23 protein-coding genes, 1 tRNA gene and 1 pseudogene are annotated in these 20,762 nt (G+C 58.2%); 5 read left to right on the forward strand and 20 right to left on the reverse strand.

Annotated features, from left to right (window positions below; genetic code table 11):
* Nucleotides 1–251: pseudogene (locus tag AC07S6_RS24415) on the reverse strand (Crp/Fnr family transcriptional regulator); the annotation flags it as partial.
* A gap of 196 nt (nt 252–447) precedes the next feature.
* Here AC07S6_RS24415 and AC07S6_RS24420 point away from each other — a divergent pair.
* Nucleotides 448–524 (forward strand) — tRNA-Arg (locus AC07S6_RS24420).
* A 209-nt stretch (nt 525–733) separates the two neighbouring features.
* On the opposite strand, the gene AC07S6_RS24425 is transcribed toward AC07S6_RS24420, so the two are convergent.
* Nucleotides 734–1,909, reverse strand: coding sequence for a sensor histidine kinase (locus AC07S6_RS24425; protein ID WP_019819932.1), 1,176 nt, complete (start codon nt 1,907–1,909; stop codon nt 734–736).
* A 5-nt stretch (nt 1,910–1,914) separates the two neighbouring features.
* Nucleotides 1,915–2,604, reverse strand: a complete 690-nt coding sequence (locus AC07S6_RS24430; RefSeq protein WP_003187519.1) for a response regulator — start codon at nt 2,602–2,604, stop codon at nt 1,915–1,917.
* A gap of 218 nt (nt 2,605–2,822) precedes the next feature.
* On the opposite strand from AC07S6_RS24430, the gene AC07S6_RS24435 reads away from it, so the two are divergent.
* Both AC07S6_RS24435 and AC07S6_RS24440 read left to right on the forward strand, forming a co-directional pair.
* Nucleotides 2,823–3,635: a MipA/OmpV family protein gene (locus tag AC07S6_RS24435; protein ID WP_495113218.1), complete on the forward strand. Its 813-nt coding sequence runs from the start codon at nt 2,823–2,825 to the stop codon at nt 3,633–3,635.
* Nucleotides 3,636–3,748: 113 nt separating this feature from the next.
* Nucleotides 3,749–4,969: an alginate lyase family protein gene (locus tag AC07S6_RS24440; RefSeq protein ID WP_495113219.1), complete on the forward strand. Its 1,221-nt coding sequence runs from the start codon at nt 3,749–3,751 to the stop codon at nt 4,967–4,969.
* Nucleotides 4,970–5,221: 252 nt separating this feature from the next.
* Here AC07S6_RS24440 and AC07S6_RS24445 read toward each other — a convergent pair whose 3' ends face one another.
* Nucleotides 5,222–6,121, reverse strand: a complete 900-nt coding sequence (locus tag AC07S6_RS24445) for a LysR family transcriptional regulator (protein ID WP_495113220.1) — start codon at nt 6,119–6,121, stop codon at nt 5,222–5,224.
* Nucleotides 6,122–6,237: 116 nt separating this feature from the next.
* Here AC07S6_RS24445 and AC07S6_RS24450 point away from each other — a divergent pair, with 116 nt between their 5' ends.
* A complete protein-coding gene (locus AC07S6_RS24450; protein ID WP_495113221.1) occupies nt 6,238–7,269 on the forward strand; it encodes an SDR family oxidoreductase in 1,032 nt (343 codons plus the stop codon).
* Nucleotides 7,270–7,311: 42 nt separating this feature from the next.
* Here the strand turns inward: AC07S6_RS24450 and AC07S6_RS24455 are convergent, their stop codons facing one another.
* The 13 genes from AC07S6_RS24455 to AC07S6_RS24515 form a co-directional block, all read right to left on the reverse strand.
* Nucleotides 7,312–7,614 carry a hypothetical protein gene (locus tag AC07S6_RS24455; protein WP_495113222.1) on the reverse strand — a complete coding sequence of 101 codons (303 nt, stop codon included), beginning with the start codon at nt 7,612–7,614 and terminating at the stop codon, nt 7,312–7,314.
* 9 nt (nt 7,615–7,623) lie between these two features.
* Nucleotides 7,624–8,247 (reverse strand): LysE family translocator, encoded by a 624-nt coding sequence (locus tag AC07S6_RS24460; RefSeq protein WP_034134590.1) that lies wholly within the window; start codon nt 8,245–8,247, stop codon nt 7,624–7,626.
* Nucleotides 8,248–8,299: 52 nt separating this feature from the next.
* Nucleotides 8,300–9,604 carry a SidA/IucD/PvdA family monooxygenase gene (locus AC07S6_RS24465; protein WP_034134589.1) on the reverse strand — a complete coding sequence of 435 codons (1,305 nt, stop codon included), beginning with the start codon at nt 9,602–9,604 and terminating at the stop codon, nt 8,300–8,302.
* A gap of 10 nt (nt 9,605–9,614) precedes the next feature.
* Nucleotides 9,615–10,082 carry a GNAT family N-acetyltransferase gene (locus tag AC07S6_RS24470; RefSeq protein WP_034134588.1) on the reverse strand — a complete coding sequence of 156 codons (468 nt, stop codon included), beginning with the start codon at nt 10,080–10,082 and terminating at the stop codon, nt 9,615–9,617.
* Nucleotides 10,079–11,332: a diaminobutyrate--2-oxoglutarate transaminase gene (ectB, locus tag AC07S6_RS24475; protein ID WP_495113244.1), complete on the reverse strand. Its 1,254-nt coding sequence runs from the start codon at nt 11,330–11,332 to the stop codon at nt 10,079–10,081. The genes AC07S6_RS24470 and ectB overlap by 4 nt, the downstream gene beginning before the upstream one ends.
* Nucleotides 11,333–11,672: 340 nt before the next feature.
* On the reverse strand, nt 11,673–12,215 hold the full coding sequence (locus tag AC07S6_RS24480) for a hypothetical protein (protein WP_495113223.1): 543 nt from the start codon (nt 12,213–12,215) through the stop codon (nt 11,673–11,675).
* The gene (locus AC07S6_RS24485) at nt 12,212–12,784 is read right to left on the reverse strand and encodes an RNA polymerase sigma factor (protein ID WP_495113224.1); all 573 of its coding nucleotides are present in this window, start codon (nt 12,782–12,784) and stop codon (nt 12,212–12,214) included. Before AC07S6_RS24485 ends, AC07S6_RS24480 begins: the two co-directional genes overlap by 4 nt.
* A 148-nt stretch (nt 12,785–12,932) precedes the next feature.
* Nucleotides 12,933–14,573 carry a vWA domain-containing protein gene (locus AC07S6_RS24490; RefSeq protein ID WP_495113225.1) on the reverse strand — a complete coding sequence of 547 codons (1,641 nt, stop codon included), beginning with the start codon at nt 14,571–14,573 and terminating at the stop codon, nt 12,933–12,935.
* A 201-nt stretch (nt 14,574–14,774) separates the two neighbouring features.
* The gene (locus AC07S6_RS24495; protein WP_005783625.1) at nt 14,775–15,425 is read right to left on the reverse strand and encodes a DUF799 domain-containing protein; all 651 of its coding nucleotides are present in this window, start codon (nt 15,423–15,425) and stop codon (nt 14,775–14,777) included.
* Nucleotides 15,422–15,784: a DUF4810 domain-containing protein gene (locus tag AC07S6_RS24500; protein WP_005783622.1), complete on the reverse strand. Its 363-nt coding sequence runs from the start codon at nt 15,782–15,784 to the stop codon at nt 15,422–15,424. Before AC07S6_RS24500 ends, AC07S6_RS24495 begins: the two co-directional genes overlap by 4 nt.
* 29 nt (nt 15,785–15,813) lie before the next feature.
* Nucleotides 15,814–16,494 (reverse strand): CsgG/HfaB family protein, encoded by a 681-nt coding sequence (locus AC07S6_RS24505; protein WP_005783620.1) that lies wholly within the window; start codon nt 16,492–16,494, stop codon nt 15,814–15,816.
* Nucleotides 16,495–16,869: 375 nt separating this feature from the next.
* On the reverse strand, nt 16,870–17,562 hold the full coding sequence (locus AC07S6_RS24510) for a hypothetical protein (RefSeq protein WP_495113226.1): 693 nt from the start codon (nt 17,560–17,562) through the stop codon (nt 16,870–16,872).
* 73 nt (nt 17,563–17,635) lie between these two features.
* On the reverse strand, nt 17,636–18,028 hold the full coding sequence (locus tag AC07S6_RS24515) for a DUF2846 domain-containing protein (protein WP_169913177.1): 393 nt from the start codon (nt 18,026–18,028) through the stop codon (nt 17,636–17,638).
* A 501-nt stretch (nt 18,029–18,529) separates the two neighbouring features.
* Here AC07S6_RS24515 and AC07S6_RS24520 point away from each other — a divergent pair.
* Complete coding sequence (locus tag AC07S6_RS24520) at nt 18,530–18,787, forward strand: hypothetical protein (RefSeq protein WP_078467185.1); 258 nt, start codon at nt 18,530–18,532, stop codon at nt 18,785–18,787.
* Nucleotides 18,788–18,902: 115 nt separating this feature from the next.
* Here the strand turns inward: AC07S6_RS24520 and AC07S6_RS24525 are convergent, their stop codons facing one another.
* The 3 genes from AC07S6_RS24525 to AC07S6_RS24535 form a co-directional block, all read right to left on the reverse strand.
* Nucleotides 18,903–19,082: an SMI1/KNR4 family protein gene (locus AC07S6_RS24525; protein WP_236491277.1), complete on the reverse strand. Its 180-nt coding sequence runs from the start codon at nt 19,080–19,082 to the stop codon at nt 18,903–18,905.
* A gap of 575 nt (nt 19,083–19,657) precedes the next feature.
* Nucleotides 19,658–20,089: a hypothetical protein gene (locus AC07S6_RS24530; protein WP_495113227.1), complete on the reverse strand. Its 432-nt coding sequence runs from the start codon at nt 20,087–20,089 to the stop codon at nt 19,658–19,660.
* A gap of 220 nt (nt 20,090–20,309) precedes the next feature.
* Complete coding sequence (locus AC07S6_RS24535; protein WP_236468797.1) at nt 20,310–20,681, reverse strand: hypothetical protein; 372 nt, start codon at nt 20,679–20,681, stop codon at nt 20,310–20,312.
* Between the last annotated feature and the right edge of the window lie 81 nt (nt 20,682–20,762).

A 20,762-nucleotide genomic window follows, 5' to 3' on the forward strand; every position in this document is an offset into this window, starting at 1 on the left:
CTGCCGATAATCTGCTCGCGCCCATCCGGCCCATGCACCACCGAATAAATCCGACCCTCCACCACCAGCGCAATGAATTCGAGGGTGTCATCCTTGAAATACAACAGCTCACGATCATCCAGCGTGCGCTCCACCATATGGGTGGCGACATAGCGCAAAAGGTGCTCCGGCATACCTCGAAACAAATCGGAGCGAGCCAGCAGGGTTTGTCTGAGCGGGAGATCGAGCATCACGGTTCCTTTGGAATGCATGCGTTCACCTGAGGAATTGCGGCGTGGAAGCGGGTTTAAAGCCACAAGAGCAAAGCAAACAAAGGGACGCGCGGCGCGGGGAGTTGTGAATGAGGGTGGCGATTAGCCATTTTTTGTCGGAAATGGACGACAGGGGGCGGGGCAAATGCCGGAATGGACGCATCAGGTCGACATGGGTATGATGTCGCCCGCACAAGCATCCGTAGCTCAGCTGGATAGAGTACTGCCCTCCGAAGGCAGGGGTCGTGGGTTCGAATCCCGCCGGGTGCACCAGATATGAAATGAAAAAGCCTCAGGTCGGGAGATCTGGGGCTTTTTTGTTTTTGGTTTGGTGGGTGGTGAGAGAGTGTTGAGTCGCGTCGGGATAGTAGAGGTGAAAATAAATCCCCTTTTCTCCCCCCTTTTTCCCAAGCAGTTTTCCAGCTCTACGATCATTACGATTTCACCGCCTTGAGCGCCGGTCTCAAGCAAAGAAGAAACGCCTACACAGGAACCTCCGCCCTGATCAGCGTACCGCCTTCGACCAGATTGCGGGCAGTAATGGTACCGCCATGGGCCTGGCAGATCGCACGGGCGATGGACAAGCCTAGCCCGCTCCCCCCCGAGTAACGTGCCCTGGAGCGCTCTGCACGCCAGAAGCGGTCGAACACGCTGTCCAGATGCTGGGCTTCGATACCTGGCCCTCGGTCACCGACTTCAATCACCACCGAACCGTGAACCCGGCGCGCCGTTACATTCAACTCGCCTCCCCCGGCCGCATAACGCAGCAAGTTATCGACCAGAATGTTGATCACTTGGCCCAGGCGATCACGATCGGCATGCATACGAAGCCCATCAGCAATACTGACCTGCGTCAGCACGCAAGCCTCATCCAACTGCGGCTGGAACCACGCCAACCGCTCCGCCACCAGAGCTGCCAGAGAAAACTCGCTGCGCTCCAGCACCAGCCGGCCAGCACGAGCCATCGACAACAGGTGCAAATCATCCACCAGCTTTCTGAGTTGATCGAGCTGACGCTTGACCATGCCCAACTGCATGGCATCGCTGGGGAATACCTCATCGAGCATACCCTGCACGCGCCCCATGGCGGCGTTCAAGGGTGTGCGCAGTTCGTGGGCAATGACCGCGCTGGATTCACGCACATCGCGCTCATAGCGCTCCAGTTGCGTGGTCATGCTGTTGAAGTCGCTGACCAGCCGTTGCAGCTCGTCGGGCGCGTCGCGGTGCACCGGCAGGCGCGTCAGGAAATCACCGCCGGCGACTCGCCGGGCGCCCTGGGCAATTGCCGAGAACTGGCTGGACAAGGGCCGCGAAAACCACAGGCCGAAGCCAATGATGATAGGGATCGCGGCCAGCACCAGGCCGATCAGTATCAGCCAGTCGCGATTGGCGATAGCCGGCTGGAAATAGTCCAGCGGATAGTACTGGGCAACCACTTGACGCAAGCGTGCCTCATTGAGCTCTGGCTCGGCGCGCAACGCCAGCAGCTCCTCACGCGGCCCAGGCGGCAGATGCTGCACAAAATACCAGTCCGACAGTGTGACGTTGATCCACATGCACACCGAGATCACCACCACCGCGCCGATCGCCAGCAGGCTCATGCGCAGGCCGATCCAGCGCCACATGGGTTTGTCGTTGACCCGCGGTTGCTCAAGCATGTGCGTTACCTGAATCTATAGCCAATGGAGCGCACCGTGACCAGAACGCCGGTGATGCCGTGGTTTTCCAGCTTGCGGCGCAGGTTGTGCACGTGGGTGTCGACGACGCGGGCCAGGGCTTCGCTTTCCGGCAGGCAGATTTCCAGCAACTCATCACGAGTGAAGGCCTTGGACGGCGTCTTGAGCAACGTCACCAGCAGCTTAAATTCCGTTGGGGTCAGGTCCAGCCATTGCGGTGGTGCTTCGCCCTGCTCAATGGCCGCGGTAAACGCAACAAGATCCACCCGCAGGTTTTCATGGCGCAGCAGGTGTTCGACCGGTTGGTTGCCGGTGGTGCGCCGCAACACCGCGTGCACCCGCGCCACCACTTCGCGCGGGCTGTAAGGCTTGACCACATAGTCGTCCGCGCCATAACGCAAGGCACCGAGCTTTTCCGGTTCGTCGCCCATGGCCGTGACCATGATGACCGGCGTGTCACTGCTACGGCGCACGGCGGATAACACCTCGGTGCCGCTCAAGCGCGGAAGCATCACGTCGAGCAGGATCAGGTCGGGCTGCCAGCTTTTGTACAGGTCCAGACCGCGCTGGCCGTCTTCGGCCAGGGCCACCTCATAGCCATCCCGGAGCAAGTAGGCTTCGAGAATGTTGGCGCTGTCGGCGTCGTCTTCGACGATGAGGATACGTTTTCCTGACACAAAGAAGCCTCTTGATGAAACCTTGATAATTTACGAACGGTTTATTGAAAGTGCGCTGCCAGTATTGCCCTACGCCCGCTTTCGCGAGCCGATCCTATGCCGACCACTGCATCGCTGTCCAAGCCTATCAACGGGCCTGAACAGCTCGATCAGAGGGAGGCGTTGTGTCGCGCGTCGGCGGGCGCACTGCTGTCTTCTTTTGCACATAGGGCTTGACCATGAACTTCACCACCTCCCCTACCCACAACGTTCTGTTGGGCGCCGTCACGCTGCTGTGCTGCGCGCTCGCGCCCCAGGCTCAGGCGACCGACGCCAGCCCGACAGCCGAAGAAACCACCGTTACCCTGGGCCTTGGCATGGGTGTCACGCCTCGCTACATGGGTGCTGACCGCTACCGTCCGCTCGTACTGCCGATGCTCAGCATCCAGCACGGAGCGTTGTTCGCCGACACCACTCGCGGCGTGGGCCTGCAATTTCAATCCGACAGTGGTTTTAGCGCCAGCGCAGCGATCAATTACGACCTGGGCCGCAAAGAGAAGGACAGCACCACCAGCCCGGGCGGCGACGAGCTCAGAGGTATGGGCGATATCAACGGCGCAACCGTCGCCGACTTTACCCTCAGCCAACAACTGCTTGACTGGCTGTCGGTCAACGGCGAAGCCGAACTGCGCATGGCCGGCGAGCAACGAGGCAACCGTTACCGCTTTGGCCTGGAAGGCATCTTGTTGCACACAAACCGCGACACCCTGAGCCTGGCCATCGACGCCCATGCCGGCGATAGCCGCTACAACCAGACGTTCTTCGGCGTCACCCAGGCTCAGAGCCAACGCTCGATCTACAGCAAGTACACCGCCGACGCCGGGATCTATGCCTACTCCGCTGCCTTGAACTGGCAGCACACCTTCGACGCGCACTGGTCAACGCTGGCCAGCCTGACGCTGACTCAATACGCTGACCAGGCCAGCGACAGCCCGCTGGTAAGGCGCGAAACCGCAGGCTTGGGCCTGTTTGCAATCAACTACACGTTCTGACAACAAGCCCCGGGTATGCAGGCTTCATCTGGACTATCCCTGGGGCAGATTCCGGTCCTGTGCGAATGGCTTTTCAGACCGCGCAAGGTTCTCCCCATCAGGGCGTACACACGATGATCCGTTTGAAGTACCTGTCCAAAAGAGCCGTGCTGCTCTATGCGCTATTGATGAGTATCGGCAGTCAAGCCTCCCCCATCCTGCATACCGAAGCGTTCGTGCATCCTGGCCTGCTCCAGACCCGGGAGGACTTCACGCGGATACGCGAGAAGCTGGCCAACTATAACCAGCCGTGGCTGGCAGGCTGGCAGAAGCTGATCGCCAACCCCCATGCCTCATTAGACTGGCAGCCCAACCCGGTGCCGGTGGTGTACCGCACTTCAGGCGGCCCGAATAACGACAGTGTTCTGTTCAACGACGCAGCCGCCGCGTATGCACTGGCCCTGCGCTGGCAGATCTCCAACAACCCGGCGTATGCCGACAAGGCCGTGAGTATTTTGAACCAGTGGGCCTTGACCCTCACCGCGATCAAAGACAAGCCCGGCAGAGCTTTGGTGGCAGGCTTGTACGGCTACCAACTGGCCAACGCGGCCGAACTGCTGCGCAGCTACCCAAAGTGGCGGGCGGAGGATTTCCAGCGTTTTCAAGGCATGATGCTCACTGTGTTCTACCCCATCAATCATGACTTCCTGGTGAACCACGACGGCGCCCGGCCTGATCATCATGGGGCCAGCTGGGACCTAGCCAACATGAACTCGATGCTGGCCATCGGCGTACTGACCGACCGCCGCGATCTCTACAACGAGGCCGTCGACTACTTCAAGCACGGCACCGGTAACGGCGCCATCGCCCACGCGGTGTGGAAGCTCTACGGCGATGGCCTTGGTCAAGTCCAGGAAAGCGGACGTGATCAGTCACACGCCATGCTCGACATAGCCCTGCTCGGCAGTTTCTGCCAAATGGCCTGGAGCCAGGGCAACGACCTGTTCGGCTACCAGAACAACCGCGTGCTGCAGGGCGCCGAGTATGTGGCCAAGTACAACCTTGGCCAGGAGGTGCCGTTTACTCCCATCCCCAACAGCAGCTTCAAACAGACCGTCATCTCTGCCGATCATCGCGGCGAAACCCGTCCGATATGGGAACTGCTCTACAACCACTACGCCGTGCGAAAGGGCCTTAGCGCACCGAATGTGCAGGCCATGGCAAATAACGTCCAAGTGGAAGGTGGTGGCGGGGATTATGGTGCTGACAGGGTTGGCTACGTCCAGCTGGGGTATGGGACGTTGCTGTATTCGTTGGGGGAATACGGTTTGTCGGAGATGCAGTTAATGCCTTAGAGGTATATCACCGAAGCTGCGCTGCGCATTACAAATGCGTCCTTTCTACCTGTCAAATTCGAGGAATGGCAAGAACGCATTGGTGTGTTGGAAATGTCAAAGGACGCCAGCACCATCGCCGCAGAAGTGTGGAGCCAGATATGAATGAAACACCCGAGGTCTTAAGACCCGGGGCTTTTTTGTGAGCCACTTGCACGCGCAACTCGATGTTGCTACGAGTGGCTAAGCGCCTACATCCCGATGGGTTGAGTATTACGAAGGCCTTGATGAATTCCCGGAATGCTGCTTTTCCAGGCTTGAAATTTCACCGCGCAACACCCCCTCCAACACCCCAAAAAACCCCTGAATATGCCCCTGCTTCAACGCCTGTGGCCGCGTCACCAAATAAACCTCCATCGCCGGCAGTTCTATCTCCTGAAAAACCTCACTCAACCCCGTAGCCAAAATACGCGGCAACACCGCCACCCCCATCCCCCGCCTCACCGATTCAAGCTGCACCGCAAACGAACTCACCCTGATCGGCGCATGGTCCAGTCCGGCAGCTTTCGCCGCACGCATTTGCGGGAGCAGGTCCAGCGGTGGCAGCAAGGCAATACTGGCGGCAGTGGCTGGGGTTAGCGCAGGGAATCGTTGCAGATATTCGGCGGTGGCGAATACCCCGTAGTCCAGTTTGCCGAGCCCTCGGTAGATCAGGGAGGGCTCACCCAGGTGTGCGGTGCGTATGGCTATATCGGCCACGCCTCGTACGATTTTGTGGAAGTCGGTGGTGACCTGGATTTCTACGGAGCAGCCTGGGTGCTGCGCTGTGAAGCGGCTGGCGGCTTCGAGTACGCTGGCAGAAAAGCCTTCGCCTGCGCTCACCAACACGGTGCCGCTGAGGGTTGCAGGCGTACCGTCCACGGGGGCCTGGCGTCGCAGGCCGGATTCGGCTGCCAGGGCGACGTCTACCAGGGCTTGGCCTCGGGAGGTGAGCCGGCAGCCTTCTACGCCGCGTTCCACCAGTGGTTCGCCCAGGGCGGTTTCCAGTTGGGTGAGGCGGCGGGAGACGGTAGAGGCCGCGATACCCAGTAATTGGCCTGCCTGTAAAAAGCTGCCGCGCCGTGAGACTGCCAGCAGCAGTCGAAGATCGTCCCAATTTGCCTGCAATGCCATATCTCCGCGCTTCCCTGGTGTGCAGATGTGCAAAGCCATTATGCCGCAGGCGCTGTTTTTACGGCGCAGGCTGACCGGTATATCTACTGGCCTTCTCAACAAATGGAATGGCCTGTATGAACACGAACCCCAATCGCTTGCGCAGCACCTTTGTGACCGGTGCCACCGGCTTGCTGGGCAACAACCTGGTACGGGAGCTGGTCGCACGGGGTTATGCGGTGAAGGCGCTGGTGCGCTCGGCGGCCAAGGGTGCGCAGCAGTTCGGCGATGTGCCGGGCGTGGAGCAGGTGGTGGGGGACATGGCGGATGTGGATGCCTTCGCGGCGGCGTTGCAAGGCTGCGATACGGTGTTTCACTGCGCGGCGTTTTTTCGCGATAACTACAAGGGCGGCAGCCATTGGGAGGAACTGGAAAAGATCAATGTCGCCGGTACGCGAGCCCTGCTGCAACTGGCGTATGACGCCGGTGTGCGACGGTTTGTACATACTTCGTCGATCGCCGTGCTCGACGGTGCCCCCGGTACGCCGATCGACGAGACGTGCCTGCGGGCCGAAGCCGATGCGGACGACTACTACCGCAGCAAGATCCTAGCTGAGCGGGAGGTGTTGAGGTTTCTTGAAAGCCATCCGCAGATGCACGCTTGCATGGTCTTGCCCGGTTGGATGTGGGGGCCGGGTGACCGTGGGCCGACGTCTTCGGGGCAGTTGGTCCGGGACGTTATCAACGGCAAGCTGCCGGGGCTGATTCCGGGCACCTTTTCTCTGGTCGATGCCCGCGATGTGGCCTGGGCGCACATTGCTGCCGCCCAAAGCGGGCGACGGGGCGAGCGTTATCTCGCGGCCGGTCGCAACTTGACCATGCGCCAGCTGATGCCGGTGCTGGGGCGTATTGCCGGGGTCAAGGTACCCTCGCGCCAACTGCCGCTGCCCGCGCTGTACCTGTTGGCAGCGGTGCAAGAGGCCTACGCCTACCTGACCGGAAAGCCCATCTTGCTGAGCATGGCGACGTTGCGGCTGTTGATACGCGAGGAGCACCGTACCCGCTTTGACCACCGCAAAAGTGAAGAGGAACTGGGGCTGAGTTTTCGCGTGCTGGAGCAGACCCTCACGGACACGGTGGCCTGGTACCGGGCTCACGGCGGGTTATAAGAAAGCCCCAGGCCAACGACCTGGGGCTATTTATATGGGCCTTCAGCACGCCCATTTGAAATCTTGAAAAGCCACCTCCCTGGCTAACGCGACCGGCACGGAGTAAGCCCTGCGCCGAACAGCCTGCAGTGATGCTGCGTAATTGATACCCTGCCCAAAGCTGTCGATCACTTGGAAAATGCCCTCAAGGCAGCAGTCCAAAATCAACGTCACCCCCGGATAATCCCTCGTCAGTTCCCCCGTTGAATCGCTTAGCACCAACGCCTCCGGCTTCAGGTCAATCAACAACCAACTACGATGCTTGAAGCGCACCCCCACATCCTTGAGCAACGCGTTCCATTCCATGACCCAACCTCATCGACTGGCGATCAGCACAGGAATGGCGTTGTTCAGTGAGAACGCCACCAGAAATACGGCCAGCCCGACGTCGATCTGCCGGGTGTACTTGAGGAACAGCGCCTTGATCGGACCTTGGCCGAACAGCAGCGCCACCACTGAATACCAGATGACTTCCAGGGTCGAGCACAGCATCACCACCAGCACTTTGTCGATCTCCGAGCGCGGAACCGAGAGAAAGCCGGCATAGATACTGATCATGAAAGCGATGGTTTTCATGTTGCTGATATTGGTGATCACCCCCACGCGGTAGGCCTTGGCGAAGCTGGTCGCGCCCGGTGCGGTGCTTTCGGCCGTGCCGGTGTTCTTGGCCAGCACGCTTTTGATGATGCTGTACGCGATGTACAGCAGGTACGCCGAACCGCATAACGTGGCGACTTTGGAAAACGCCGGGTACTGGTGCAACAAAGCCGCCAGGCCCAGCAACGAAATCGTCGAGAAAAACACCCCGACCGTGCAGATGCCCAGGGTCGCGCCGATGCCGGTCGACACCGAGCCCAGCGAGGCGAAGCGGCTGACAATGATGAAGTTGGGGCCCGGGCTTATCACCGCCAGGATGTAGATCAATGCTGCTGTAAACATGGGAACTCCTTGTATGAGGCAGCGGACCGCGCAGGCCGCTGCCGAGAGCCGATCAGGCCAGTGCGTGCAACGGAGCCTCGGCCTGCGCTAGCTTTGCCTCCAGGGACGCGAGGATATGTTCGACCCGCAGTGAAATCAGGCTGAATGAGCCGGCGTCACCCAGGCCATGGGAGCTTTCGCATAAGCCGTTAAGGAACACGGCAGGCAATTCATCCAGCGCCGTCAGGCTGTAATCGCGGTTCACCACCAGCGCGCCATGAGTGTCCGCTCGGAACCGGGCGTGATAAGGCGCCAACAGCGGTGGATAGAGTTCACCATTTTCCTTGGCGGCAATGTCCTTGAAACCGGTAGCCAGCACCAGCGCATCCAACGCGAGGGTCGAGTGGGTCAGTTGGTTGACCTCTTTGAGCGCCAGTTCCACCTGCCCTGATGCGTTGATCTGCGCCTGCTCGATGGCGATGTTGTTGAGAATGTGGATACGCTGTTTGCCCTGCAGTTTTTCCTCATGGATGCGCACGTATAGCGCGTTGATCACGTCTTCATCGGCCGAGCTGTAGTTGGTGCCGCGCAGTTGCTTGTCCACCCGCGCCTTGGCCTCGGGCGGCAGGTTGAAGTAGTAGTCGATAAATTCCGGAAAATACACCTTGTCGCTGAATGGGCTGGTGTCTTTGAGGCGGAAGCTGAAGCTGCGGTGCAGCGAGTAAATCTCTTTGTCCGGGAACCTGGCGGTCAGGTCGAGCACAATCTCCACGGCGCTCTGGCTGGACCCCACCACCCCGATGCGCTGCACGCTCTGGGGTAGCTGGTTGAGACGCTCCAGGTAGTGATTGAGATGGAACACCCGAGGGCCGGTCAGGCCCTCGAACACCGCTGGTATATTCGCCGTGCGCCCGGTGCCCAGCACCAGACTGCGCCCGTAGATGACCCTTTGGTCGTTATAGGTCACCTTCCACACCTGCTCGCCTTTGAATAGCAACGGCTCGACCCGGTGGGCGAACGCTGAGGATTCAACACTGGCGAGAAAATGCCCGGCCACCCATTTGATGTACTCGGCATATTCACGCCGCAACGGGTATGTCAGCGGCAGATTGAGGTAATCGAACAGGCGCCCGGTTTCTTTCAGGTAATTGACGAACCCATAGTGGCTGCGCGGGTTGCGCGGCGTGACCAGGTCGCGCAAGGGGTTGTTCTGGATGTCCGAGCCGCTGAGCAGCATTTCATCCTGCCAGTCGGGGGTGGGCTTGGCGTCGAGGAACCGATAGGTCAGCGCTGAAGCCGACTCTTGCAGCCCGATAGCCAACGCCAGGTTGGAGGGACCAAAACCAATACCTACGATATCGAAAACAGTGTCTGACATGGAAAAGCTCCTATCCCTGGATTGGCTTCAGTGGAAGATGGTAATAGTGATACGCCGTGTTTTCGATAAACCCGAAGCGCGTGTATAAGTTTCGAGCCTTTGGGTTATCGTCCGCGCCCTCAATGAACAACTGTTTGGCGCCGGTTGTTTCCGCGAACGTCTTGGCCGCATTCAATAAGGCCAGGCCAACCCCCGCCCTGCGTTTGGACGCCTCAACATATAAATCATTAAGTATCCACAGGCGCTCTAACGTGACACTGGAAAAACTCGGGAACAGTTGTGTAAACCCAATGATTTCATTGTTTACCAGCGCGACGATAATAATTGACTCGCCTAAATAGAAGCGTTGTTGAATAAAGGCCGTCGAGCGGGTCAGGTCGGATGCCTCACCATAAAACTCGCGGTATTTGTCCAACAACGGCGCGATGGCGGCGGCGTCATCGAGTGACGCATGCCGAGTAAAAACTGCATCGCTCATGGTGTGGTCACCTCGGCAAACGCCTGCTCCAGAATCTGCACGCCTTGGGCGATCTGCGCAGCCGTGATGGTCAGGGCCGGAAGAAACTTCAGCACTTGGTTATCGATGCCGGAGGTTTCAATGATCAGCCCGTGGGCATAGGCACGCGCAGCGACTTTCTGCGCAAGGCTTACATCCTCGAACTCGATACCCCTGAAAAATCCGCGCCCCTTCAGGCGGTTGGGCGCCTTGGCGGCGAAGCCTGCGGACAAGCCCTGCAAGGCCTCATGCAGCACGCCCGCCTTGGCCTTGAGCGCCCGGGTAAAGCCTGCGTCGCTCCAATAGTGGTCGATTACCGCCTTGCCGGTAACGAACGCCAGGTTGTTACCGCGAAATGTGCCGTTGTGCTCTCCCGGCTCCCACACGTCCAGGTGAGGCGCCAGCAATACCAGCGACATGGGCAAGCCATAACCACTGATGGACTTGGACAAGGTCACGATGTCCGGGGTGACGCCCAGGGCTTCGAAGCTGAAGAAGTCACCCGTGCGCCCGCAGCCCGCCTGGATGTCATCGATGATCAGCAGAATGTCATGGGCCTGGGCGATGCGCTGCACGGCTTGCACCCAGGCAGCCGAGGCGCTGTTGACGCCGCCCTCGCCTTGCACGGTTTCCAGCACGATGGCCGCTGGTTTGTCGATGCCACTGCCGCTGCGCAACATAGTGGCCAAGTACAGCGAGGTGTCCACCTCGTCGCCGAAATAGCCATCGTAGGGCATGAAGGTGACGTTGCTGAGGGTAACGCCCGCCCCGGCCCGCTTACGCGGGTTGCTGGTCAGGGCCAGGCTGCCCAGGGACATTCCATGGAAGGCATTGGTGAAGGCTACGATGTTCTGGCGCCCTGTGTACTTGCGCGCCAGCTTGATCGCGGCCTCTACCGCATTGGTGCCGGTGGGCCCAGGAAACTGCACTTTGTAACGCAGGTCGCGCGGCGCGAGCACCTGCGCTTCGAATGCAGTGAGAAAGGCTTTCTTGGCGGTGGTCTTGAAGTCCAGGCCATGAGTGATGCCATTGTGCGCAATGTAGTCGAGCAGCGCGGACTTTAATACCGGGTTGTTATGCCCGTAGTTCAAGGCACCGGCACCGCTGAAAAAGTCGATGAAAAGCTGACCTTGCTCACTGGTCAGCGTTGATCCCTCGGCGGTTTTGAACGTATCGGTAAAGTCCCGGCAATAAGAGCGTACATTGGACTCTTTCAGCTCGAATATATCCAAGGGTTGTTGCAGTTCAGGTATTGCCTGTGCAAGTGAGTAATTCAGCGTCGCCGTCATATCAGGTACCGTTCATTAATCCAATTGAATGGACTTCCAACAGGTAGAGCTATTTCCCAGTGGCCATGTAGCGAATGCTGAGAAGACTTTAATCCTTGAAGTCCGCTTGCAACTTTTCATCCAATGAAAACATGACCCGCTCTGTTGGCCAGCAGGAACAATGACGTCTTTCGCTGATTAAACTAGCAGCAATTACTCCCCCTGCAACTGAATATAAATTCATATGCTTATGACCCGTTGCCGCCAAGCGGCGATGGTATCGCGCGATACCATCGCCACGGGGTCAGTGCGGCGGCAAGCTTTTAAGGCGTTCTTCCAGGTTTTGCCCAGGGAAGCGCTTTTGCAACTCGGCAAGTTTGGCCGTCGCCGCGGCCTCATCCCCCGCCGCGCGCAGGCGCGCTACTTCCTGCAAGCCAAGCTCAAGAGGTTGCGGCGCAGCGCGCTTGGCCAGCTTGCCTTGGGGCAAGGCATCGCTGCTCATTTCGGCACTGTAGGACTCGGCACGGGGCGGCGCGCTCATCGGCGCAGGCGCGGAGAACGCGGCCGGGGCAGCGAGACGTGTGTTGTGTACCGGGTCCAACTCGGGGGTGCGCGTGATCACGCCCACCAGCAACGCCACACCGGCCAGGCTAGCGAATGCCATTTGCCAGCGCGGTTGCTGGCACGCACGCAGCCAACGCTGCCACAGGTTGGGCGCGGGCTTGGGGGCTTCGCGGCGGGCGGCGTTGAGGATGAAGGCGTCGAGGGACGCGAGCGGTTCGCCCGTGCTGTGTTGACGAAAGTGCTGGAGCATCTCGTCGTCAGGGGTGTGTCGGGAGTCGTTCATGCGATTATCTCCTCGGCCAGCAGGCGGCGCAGTTTCTGCTGGGCGTAACGCAAGCGGCTTTTTACGGTTTCCAGCGGGGCGCCGGTGAGGGTGGCGATTTGCGGTACTTCGAGCTCGCCGTGCAGGCGTAGCAGGAAGACTTCGCGCTGGTCTTCGGGCAGGTCTTGCAGGGCGGCGTCGAGGCGGGCCTGGTCGCGGCTCAGGCTCAGCTGTTGTTCGGGGCCAGCGCTGTGGTCGGGCTGGGCGTGCAGCTGTTCATCGTAGCTGTCGAGCAAAGGGTTGTGGATGCCGTGCTTGCGCCAGTGGTCGATCAGGCGGTTGCGGGCGATCTGGAACAACCAGGTGCGAAAACTCGCCCGGCCTTGTGGCTGGGTGGTGCTGCGGATCAGGCTGAGCCAGGTGTCCTGGTAGATTTCTTCGGCCAGTTCGGCTTTGTTGCACAGGGACACGAGGAAGCGGTACAGGCCCTGGCGGTGGCGCGTGTACAAGGCTTCGAAGGCGGCAGCGTCACCGGTTCGGTAGCGGGCCAGCAGCGATTCGTCGCTGGGTGAGTCATCTGGAACGGCCATGTAGTGGGCGAACTCCTTTTGGTCAGCCGAAGCAGGGTTAGTGTGGGAGCTGGCTTGTCGAATCGTCGCAACGCTGCGATGGCATCCACTCGGTGTGCCTGGTGAACCGAGTTGTCTGCATCGCAGGCAAGCCAGCTCCCACATTGGTTCATTGTTGTGTTCGGGATTCTGGTTTGAGGCTTTGGGCCAACTCCACCAGTTGCACGAATTCGTTGCGCAGCCCGAACGGGTCATCGCCGCGGGCCGAGCGCGCCAATTTGGCGGTGTCTTGCAAGCTCATGGTGCCAGTGTAGCGGCCATCGCCCTTGAGCTGTTGGGCGAAGGCGGCCACGGCAGACGCGAAGCGCAGATCATCGCTGGCCGGGGTGGTTTGGTTGGCGATGGGGCGTTCGATCAACTGACTGTTACCGCCCGTAGCGGGTTTGTAGCGCACCCGAAGTATCGCCAGCTCATCGGTTTTGCCTTCGGTCGCAGGCGCGGCGGCGTAACGCAAAGGCTCCAACCAGCCCTTCTCGCCCTTGGGCACGATTTCATACAACGCCGTCACTGTGTGCCCTGCACCAATCTCACCGGCATCGACTTTGTCGTTGTTGAAATCCTCACGCTTCAGGGCGCGGTTTTCATAGCCCAGCAGGCGGTATTCGCTGACCTGGGCCGGGTTGAACTCCACCTGCAGCTTCACATCCCGCGCCACCACGGCCAGGGTCGAACTGAGTTGCTCCACCAGCACCTTGCGCGCTTCGCGCAGGTTGTCGATGTAGGCGTAGTTACCGTCGCCCGCGTCGGCCAGTTGTTCCATCAGGTGTTCGTTGTAGTTGTCCACACCAAAGCCGAGGGTGGTCAGCGATACGCCGCTTTTGCGCTGGGCCACGGCCATTTGCTTGAGGCTATCAAAATCGCTGATGCCCACGTTGAAGTCGCCGTCGGTGGCCAGCAGGATGCGGTTGATGCCTTGGTCGATAAAGCCTTCGCGGGCCATCTGGTAGGCCAGTTCGATGCCGGATGCGCCTGCGGTGGAGCCACCGGCGGTGAGTTGGTCGATGGCGTTGCGGATCTTGGCTTTTTCACTGCCCGAGGTGGGTTTGAGCACCACGCGGGACTCACCGGCGTAGACCACCAGTGACACGCGGTCCTGATCACGCAGTTGATCCACCAGTAACTTCAGCGTGCTCTTGACCAACGGCAAGCCTTCGCGGCGGTCCATGGAGCCGGACACGTCCACCAGGAACACCAGGTTGGCGGGCGCCAGTTCGGCCACGGTTTTATCGGAGGCCTTGATGCCGATGCGCAGCAGTTTTGTGCGCGGGTTCCATGGCGTGGCGGCGAGTTCGGTGGTGACGCCAAAGGGTGAGCCGTCGGTGGGCAGTGCGTAGTCATAGGGAAAGTAGTTGACCATTTCCTCCAACCGAACCGCGCCTTCGGGCGGCAGGCGGCCTTGGTTGAGGAAGCGCCGTACGTTGGCGTAGCTGCCCGTGTCGACATCCACGCTGAAGGTGGAGACCGGGGTTTCGGCGACGCGGTGCACGGGGTTGTCGGGCAGGTTGGCGTATTGCTCGCGGGGTTCGCTGCGGTCATTCATCATCGCCATTTCACGCACCATGATCGGTGCCGGCATGACCATGCGTTTGGCCATCGCGCCCTCAACCGGCGCGCTGTGCAACTCGGCGATGGGTTGTGCGGGTTTGGCCACCTCGGGAGAGGAAGACAGCCCACACCCAGCCAGCGCCACCAGCAGGGTAACGGTGAAGCCTTGGGCAGCGGGACGCAGGTAAAGCAGCGGGCGGGACATGGGGCTGAACCTCGTGAATGAATAGTCCGTTCACAAGGTCAGACGCGAGGAAGGTTGGGTTCGGGTTAAACCTTGGAAATTCACCCCGATCAATGTGGGAGCTGGCTTGCCTGCGATAGCGGTGTGTCAGACAGCCTTTCCAGCACTGGCCCACCGCTATCGCAGGCAAGCCAGCTCCCACAGTTGAATGGCGGTATTCTCTTAGTCCGTACCGTACTTGGGGTTACGCGGGCCGTACAAGATGCCGGTGCGTTGCCCTGCCGACAGCAACCGCGCACTGGTGATACCGGCAATCGGGTGCGCCGCATCGGTGGAGCTGTTGATCACCTGCTTGACCGCCGCCGTGATCAACATGCCCACCAGGCCGCCACCGTTGTTGTTGCCTTCTTCGCTCGACGCCCGCGCCGAACCGGTCCACAGGGTGGTGCCGGTGCGCAGGTCCACCAGTTTGGCCGAGGCCGTCACTGAGGTGTCGCTGGAGATCAGCATGTACTGGGTGCCGTACTCGCTGATGGTGATGTACAGCGCCGCGTCCGCGCCAAAGATGTCATGCAGCTTGGCCGGTTGTACGGCCTGGATATCGTTGGCGGTGGTCAGGCCGTTCTGGCGGAAGGTTTCGTCCACCAGGGCAATCGGCAACACGTAGTAGCCGGCTTCGGCCAGCGGGTAGGTGACTTGCGACACCAGGCTGTAGGACGCCTGCACTTCCGGCGATTCATTGATCGGCGGCAGTACCAGGATCGACTTGGGCCGCGCCTGTTTGTACGCCGAATAATCAACCGTCTTGGGTGCGGCGCAACCGCCCAGCAACGCCAGGGCCAGCAAGGCGCCGGTGAGTTTTAACAGGCTCATTTGGTGGCGACTCCGGCTTTGGCGTTTTTCAACAGAAAGTCCATGTACGCAGCAGACTCAGGGAACAGCGCCTTCTCGGTGCGAAACTCCTGCACCATCTGGTCATCCTTGCCCATGTTCATGTACAGCATGCCCAGGTGCGCGTGGTAACCCGGCGGCGCCTTGCGGCCACTGGCGTTGATCTTCTGCAGGTCGCGCTCCAGTGCTTCCACCTGCGCTTCCTTGGGCTCGCCCTTGAAGTACTCGTAAACCTGTGGCTGGTAGCTCTCCCATTGATACAGGGGCTGGGGCGCCGTCTGGCACCCGGCTACCGTCGCGATTGCTGCCAGCGTCAGCGCTAACTTCACTGCCTTGCTCATCCGTGTACTGCTCCTTGTGGTGTGGCTGATCAGTTACGCGGGTTCCAGGCGCCGGCGTTGATGCCGTCGACCAGGCGGTTGATCGCTTCGCGCATAGCCAGGTCCAGCACCTTGCCATTGAGGGTGGAGTCATAGCTGGCGGTGCCGCCGAAGCCGATCACTTCACGGTTGGACAGCGCGTACTCACCGGCACCCTGGGTGGAATACACCACCTCGGAGGTGTTGATGTTGACGATATTCAACGCGACTTTGGCGTAGGCCACTTGGGTCTTGCCACGGCCGAGAATGCCGAATAGCTGGCGGTCGCCGGTCTCTTTGCGGCCGAACTCGGTCACATCGCCAGTCACTACGTAGTCAGCGCCCTTGAGCTTCTGCACGGTGCCTTTGATTTTGGCTTCCTGGGAGATTTCGCCCATGTTGTCGCGGTCCAGCACGCTGAAGCGGTTGGTCTGCTGCAAGTGGGTGATGAGGATGGTCTTGGCCTGGCCGCCGAGACGGTCAACGCCATCGGAGAAGATGCCGCGCATGTAGCTGGAGCGGTTATCGAACTTGCCCACGGCAATCGGCACACGCACGCCGGAATAGGCCACGTGGGCGCTGGCGACTTGCTCCACCGGCATCGCACGGTTGCTCTCGGTGGCACAACCGGCCACGGTCAACAGCGCCGCGGCGGTGAGGCCCGACAGCAGGATTTTGGACAGTGTCTTCACAGGGTGCTCCTTGGGTGAGGAAATCAGCGTTGCCGGGTTTTCCAAGGAGATAGGCAGCCTGAAAGCGCGCTGGCCTGAATTCTTCCCTGAAAGACGGTGATGCAACGGCTGCGGCATTTTACGGGGTTGAGAGCGGTTCTCAAGTTGTTTCGGCCATAGGTGTGGGGGCTTAGCCTACTGCCGACCGCAATACTCAAAGCAACAAAGATCAAATGTGGGAGCTGGCTTGCCTGCGAAAACGGTAGTGCAGCAACAGATGCAGCGACTGACACACCGCCTTCGCGGGCAAGCCCGCTCCCACAGGGGAACTGCGCTTAACCCTGACTGGCATTAGTCCAAACCCGCCCACCAACAGCAGCCAGCCTTCGCACAGACCTACTTGAGTTCCTTCACCAGGTACTGCGCAGAAATCTGCGTAATCCCGGTCAACGCCCGGCGCAAGGCTTCAGGGTCAGTGCGATAGGTCAACGGGGTGTAGCCATAGACATTCTGACCATTGAACGGCGTGACCGCTTCAAAGGTGCGCCAGATCATCTCATCGCCGCGATCCATCTGCGCTAACACGTTAAGGGTGGGGTAAATCACACTGCTGAAACCCTGGGTCAGGCGAAAGCCCCACTCGGACACGGTCAGCTGAATCTGCGCATCAGCCGGCTCATCGTCGCCGACCACCTTGAGCGTCGAAGTCTTACCCAACTCATCGACAAAGCCCTGTTTGAGCAACACGCCTACATCGAGTTTTTCCGCCTCCATCACCGTCAGAATAGCCACCGGCGTCGGCATCTCGGCCAACTGCCCAAGTTTCATGCCGCCGGCAAGCCCGGCGCCACTCAACGCCGCAGTACCCAGCTTGGACGCCCCGCTGGCCATGCCAACACCGGCGCCAACCCCGGCACCCAGGGCTGCGCCCCAGGCCTGTTCGCGGCCGAAGTACACCATGTTCTTTTCCCACTTCACGGGCAGGACTTTGACGGTCTTGATCTGCGCGCGGTTTTCGGGAGTGAGGGGGTGGCTGACGCAACCGCCGAGGATGAGGGTGGTGAGGAGAATGAAAAGAAGGTTTTTCACATCAGTCCTTTAATGTTTGCAGTGAATACGAGAAGTCGGCAGGGCCTGGGCCCTGCCGACACACTGGCTCAACTCATTTGCTTTCTTTGGCAATGGTGCCCAAGGACGCATCCTTGACCAGATAACGGCCTTCGACTTCGCTCAGCGCTTTGAGGCTGTTACGCGCCACGGCGAAGCCCATTTCGACTTCCTGCTTGAGGTAAACCACCTCACCCGCTTTGACATCAATCGGCATGTCCGCCCAGTTTTCAGCCTTGGAGCTGATCACGTGTTTGCCCGGCGTCACGAAAAAATAGATGTACTGGTTACCACGGTTGTAACCCATCTCCGAGTCGGCTTCCTTGTCATCCAGGAACACGTTGAACCGCACCAACATTCCTACGTTGCTCGGGCGCACGACGTACACCAGGCCTTTATCAGCCACGGCAGCCTTGGGCAGCGAATAGTTCGCCACGTCAGCCTGCATCTTCTCCACCGACGGCGTCGAGGAACAGCCAAACAGCGTGGCAAGGGACAGAACGACAGCGGCTTTGCAGAACAACTTGATCATGTATTTCTTCCTTGTGGGTAACGGTGGAGCGGTTTTGAGAGTGCCGATGATGGCGGGGTCTCATTTTTTGATGCGCTGGTCATCGCCGTTGTGTCGGCAATGAGTGGCATGGCGCGAGGCATTGTGCCATTGCTGTGATGCCTTGCGCGGTTTTGGGTCAGGGGCTTATAGTCCGGCCGTCGCCCAACAGGGCGATCGGATTTGGCGATCCGTTGACCGTATGCGAAAGCTTTCTGCTTGCTTGCAGGGGCTTCCGTACCCGCATTGCTGCTTTATGGCAGCTGTGCGCGGGAGACCTTCGGGTCTGCCGGAACTCGGTCCCGGTTCGCCAACCTGCGTACAGCTGTCACCCATTCGTTTGGCGACGACAGGTGACAGTCTCACTTACTGACCGAGGTTGTACCCATGAATAGATACATGCCCCTAACCGGCCACGACTGCACCATCCCAGCGCTGACCATCGACACCCAGGCACCCCTCGACGTCCTTCACGACGCCGCCGTGCACCGCATTCGGGCCGTCACCCAACTGCTGGAAAACCTGGCCTTCCGCGAACAACTCAGCAGCGATGCCGTAGTGCTTTCAGACTTCGCCCACTTGCTGGCCATTCCGCTGCGCGATGGGTGTGATTTGCTGGACGTCATCAGTCGCAGGCTCAATGCCGATCCGTCCTGAGTGAAAATCGGGCGGCCTTTGTGTCGCCCGCTTTGTGCGTGATCAGCGCAAACTAAATAAATCCGTCCCTTTTTAATCGTCCCTTTTTAATCTCATCTCCCCACCTGACAGCGTCTTATTGCTCCGCGCGCCAATCGACATAACCTTTCACCACAATCAGCTGATTACGGATGAAGCTTGAAAAGTTATCGGCCAACACCGCCACCTCATCGATTTCCGAATCGATCTCTACTATCGACCAATTATTACCTACATCAAAAGCATAAAGCAGACCACTGGAAGTAGCCGCAAACACATACATCCGGCTATGAACAAAAGGGGACGAACAAAAGGGGACAGATTTATTTAATACGCCTTCCAACTCCAGCCTAAATAAATCCGCCCCTTTTCTCTCTATATATATCACCCTAAAACAAATAGCAACTCTCTAAATTATTAGTCTCATACTTCCATGAAACTATCCTACTTTCCGGAGACACAAGCACCGAATAGCGGCAATTCCTAATCCAGGTTATGTAGTAGCGCGTCCCGCTGCTTTCTTTTACTACCCTATCGAACGTTTTTTCTTTGTTAGCGGGGGACCAAAATGGCTCAGTACATGTATGGGGCGTGCGCGAGCAAATGCTGTATACGTGAGATTCAAAGGTGGTACCTACCCATCCATCTTTACTGGATAGCCACGCAGACCGTGACGGCGCGCAACCCGCAATCAGAAATACAACCACCATTATTACGCTAATTTTTTTCACGTTTTCTCTCCGTGAAAATGTGAAAAACGGGACAGATTTATTTAATACGCTTTTCAACTCTAATTCTAAATAAATCTTTCCCTTTTCTCACTTTTTTATTCTTCTCCGCTCTGGCACCAACTCAACTTCTTCCATTTATATGATTTCGCCACGGCACGAGCAGTCCCTCCAACAAGACTCGATCAACAACACCATCATCAATGGCGCCGACAAAAGTTGTATCCAACAGAAACTCAAAGGAAATATTTTCCTTTTCCGATAACTTTTTAACGGCAAAGACTATTTCTTCTACTTCATCTAGATTTTTTGAATCCATATCAACAGACAGTATATTCGGTTGCAGTGCTGAATAAATTTCCAACATTCCACCCACCACTTCCGCGCCCCCTTCGTCTATCGCGTCAATAAAGGTTGGCGGGGCAATGCTCCATATTCTTGACGCAGCGAACTCATTCACGAGCTGCTGCACATTAGATCTAATAGACTGATCTAAGTCTTGAGCCACGTAGAAAATCAACTTTTGCTTCTCATGTTCTAGCGGTACGGAATGCATTATTCAGCTCCTTTTTTTGGAGGGTATGCCGGGAGAACCGACCCTGGCCCCCCTTTTCTACTGATATTTTGCTCATTCAGGATATCTATTGCCCTATCGAACAAAAGGGCGAATAAAAGGGAACAGATTTGTTTAATAGTTTTTTCAACCCTAACTCAAATAAATCTGCTCCCTTTTTTCACTTCTCTAGCTAGATCAAACAAACCGCCTTCTTTTGTTCTCAATTATTTTTTGGCAAATTTATCGAAAAAGCCGAAAGGAAAGTCTCAATAATTTTTCGATCTGCATCACTCTTTGCAAAACGCTTAAGCACTGGGACAAGATGATAAAACAATAGCTCGAGCCTGCTAGGATCTTTGGGCAATGCATCGTTAATGCATGCAACCATTAACTTAACTGGCATAATTGACGCGAACGCTTCATATCCTCTAGCGCTAGAGAACGGAATTTTCTTAAAATAATAATCCGCTAAACGTTTCTGCTCTGGTTTTTTCCAAGATCTATGAGGAAGGAGTAATAAAGCTTCACCCCAATTATCTGAAGCAAGCGGGTACCGGCTCAATATCCAAGCTGCCGCCTGATCAGAAGTCATTTTCGCCAACTCTTTACAGAGTGATATCAATCTTGAATCCATACCAAACTATTTCCTTCGAATAAAGGGGACAGATTTATT

It is taken from the genome of Pseudomonas sp. GW821-FHT07B01, assembly GCF_059419065.1.

Excerpts from the sequence above, each read along its gene's own strand:
- AC07S6_RS24520 (WP_078467185.1), top strand. The coding sequence starts at position 18,530 with ATGCCCCTAACCGGCCACGACTGCACCATCCCAGCGCTGACCATCGAC.
- AC07S6_RS24490 (WP_495113225.1), bottom strand. The coding sequence starts at position 14,573 with ATGTCCCGCCCGCTGCTTTACCTGCGTCCCGCTGCCCAAGGCTTCACC.
- AC07S6_RS24445 (WP_495113220.1), bottom strand. The coding sequence starts at position 6,121 with ATGGCATTGCAGGCAAATTGGGACGATCTTCGACTGCTGCTGGCAGTC.
- AC07S6_RS24480 (WP_495113223.1), bottom strand. The coding sequence starts at position 12,215 with ATGAACGACTCCCGACACACCCCTGACGACGAGATGCTCCAGCACTTT.
- AC07S6_RS24535 (WP_236468797.1), bottom strand. The coding sequence starts at position 20,681 with ATGACTTCTGATCAGGCGGCAGCTTGGATATTGAGCCGGTACCCGCTT.
- AC07S6_RS24515 (WP_169913177.1), bottom strand. The coding sequence starts at position 18,028 with ATGCAGGCTGACGTGGCGAACTATTCGCTGCCCAAGGCTGCCGTGGCT.
- AC07S6_RS24495 (WP_005783625.1), bottom strand. The coding sequence starts at position 15,425 with ATGAGCCTGTTAAAACTCACCGGCGCCTTGCTGGCCCTGGCGTTGCTG.
- AC07S6_RS24460 (WP_034134590.1), bottom strand. The coding sequence starts at position 8,247 with ATGTTTACAGCAGCATTGATCTACATCCTGGCGGTGATAAGCCCGGGC.
- AC07S6_RS24425 (WP_019819932.1), bottom strand. The coding sequence starts at position 1,909 with ATGCTTGAGCAACCGCGGGTCAACGACAAACCCATGTGGCGCTGGATC.
- AC07S6_RS24440 (WP_495113219.1), top strand. The coding sequence starts at position 3,749 with ATGATCCGTTTGAAGTACCTGTCCAAAAGAGCCGTGCTGCTCTATGCG.
- AC07S6_RS24470 (WP_034134588.1), bottom strand. The coding sequence starts at position 10,082 with ATGAGCGATGCAGTTTTTACTCGGCATGCGTCACTCGATGACGCCGCC.
- AC07S6_RS24455 (WP_495113222.1), bottom strand. The coding sequence starts at position 7,614 with ATGGAATGGAACGCGTTGCTCAAGGATGTGGGGGTGCGCTTCAAGCAT.
- AC07S6_RS24530 (WP_495113227.1), bottom strand. The coding sequence starts at position 20,089 with ATGCATTCCGTACCGCTAGAACATGAGAAGCAAAAGTTGATTTTCTAC.
- AC07S6_RS24435 (WP_495113218.1), top strand. The coding sequence starts at position 2,823 with ATGAACTTCACCACCTCCCCTACCCACAACGTTCTGTTGGGCGCCGTC.
- AC07S6_RS24465 (WP_034134589.1), bottom strand. The coding sequence starts at position 9,604 with ATGTCAGACACTGTTTTCGATATCGTAGGTATTGGTTTTGGTCCCTCC.
- AC07S6_RS24485 (WP_495113224.1), bottom strand. The coding sequence starts at position 12,784 with ATGGCCGTTCCAGATGACTCACCCAGCGACGAATCGCTGCTGGCCCGC.
- AC07S6_RS24500 (WP_005783622.1), bottom strand. The coding sequence starts at position 15,784 with ATGAGCAAGGCAGTGAAGTTAGCGCTGACGCTGGCAGCAATCGCGACG.
- AC07S6_RS24450 (WP_495113221.1), top strand. The coding sequence starts at position 6,238 with ATGAACACGAACCCCAATCGCTTGCGCAGCACCTTTGTGACCGGTGCC.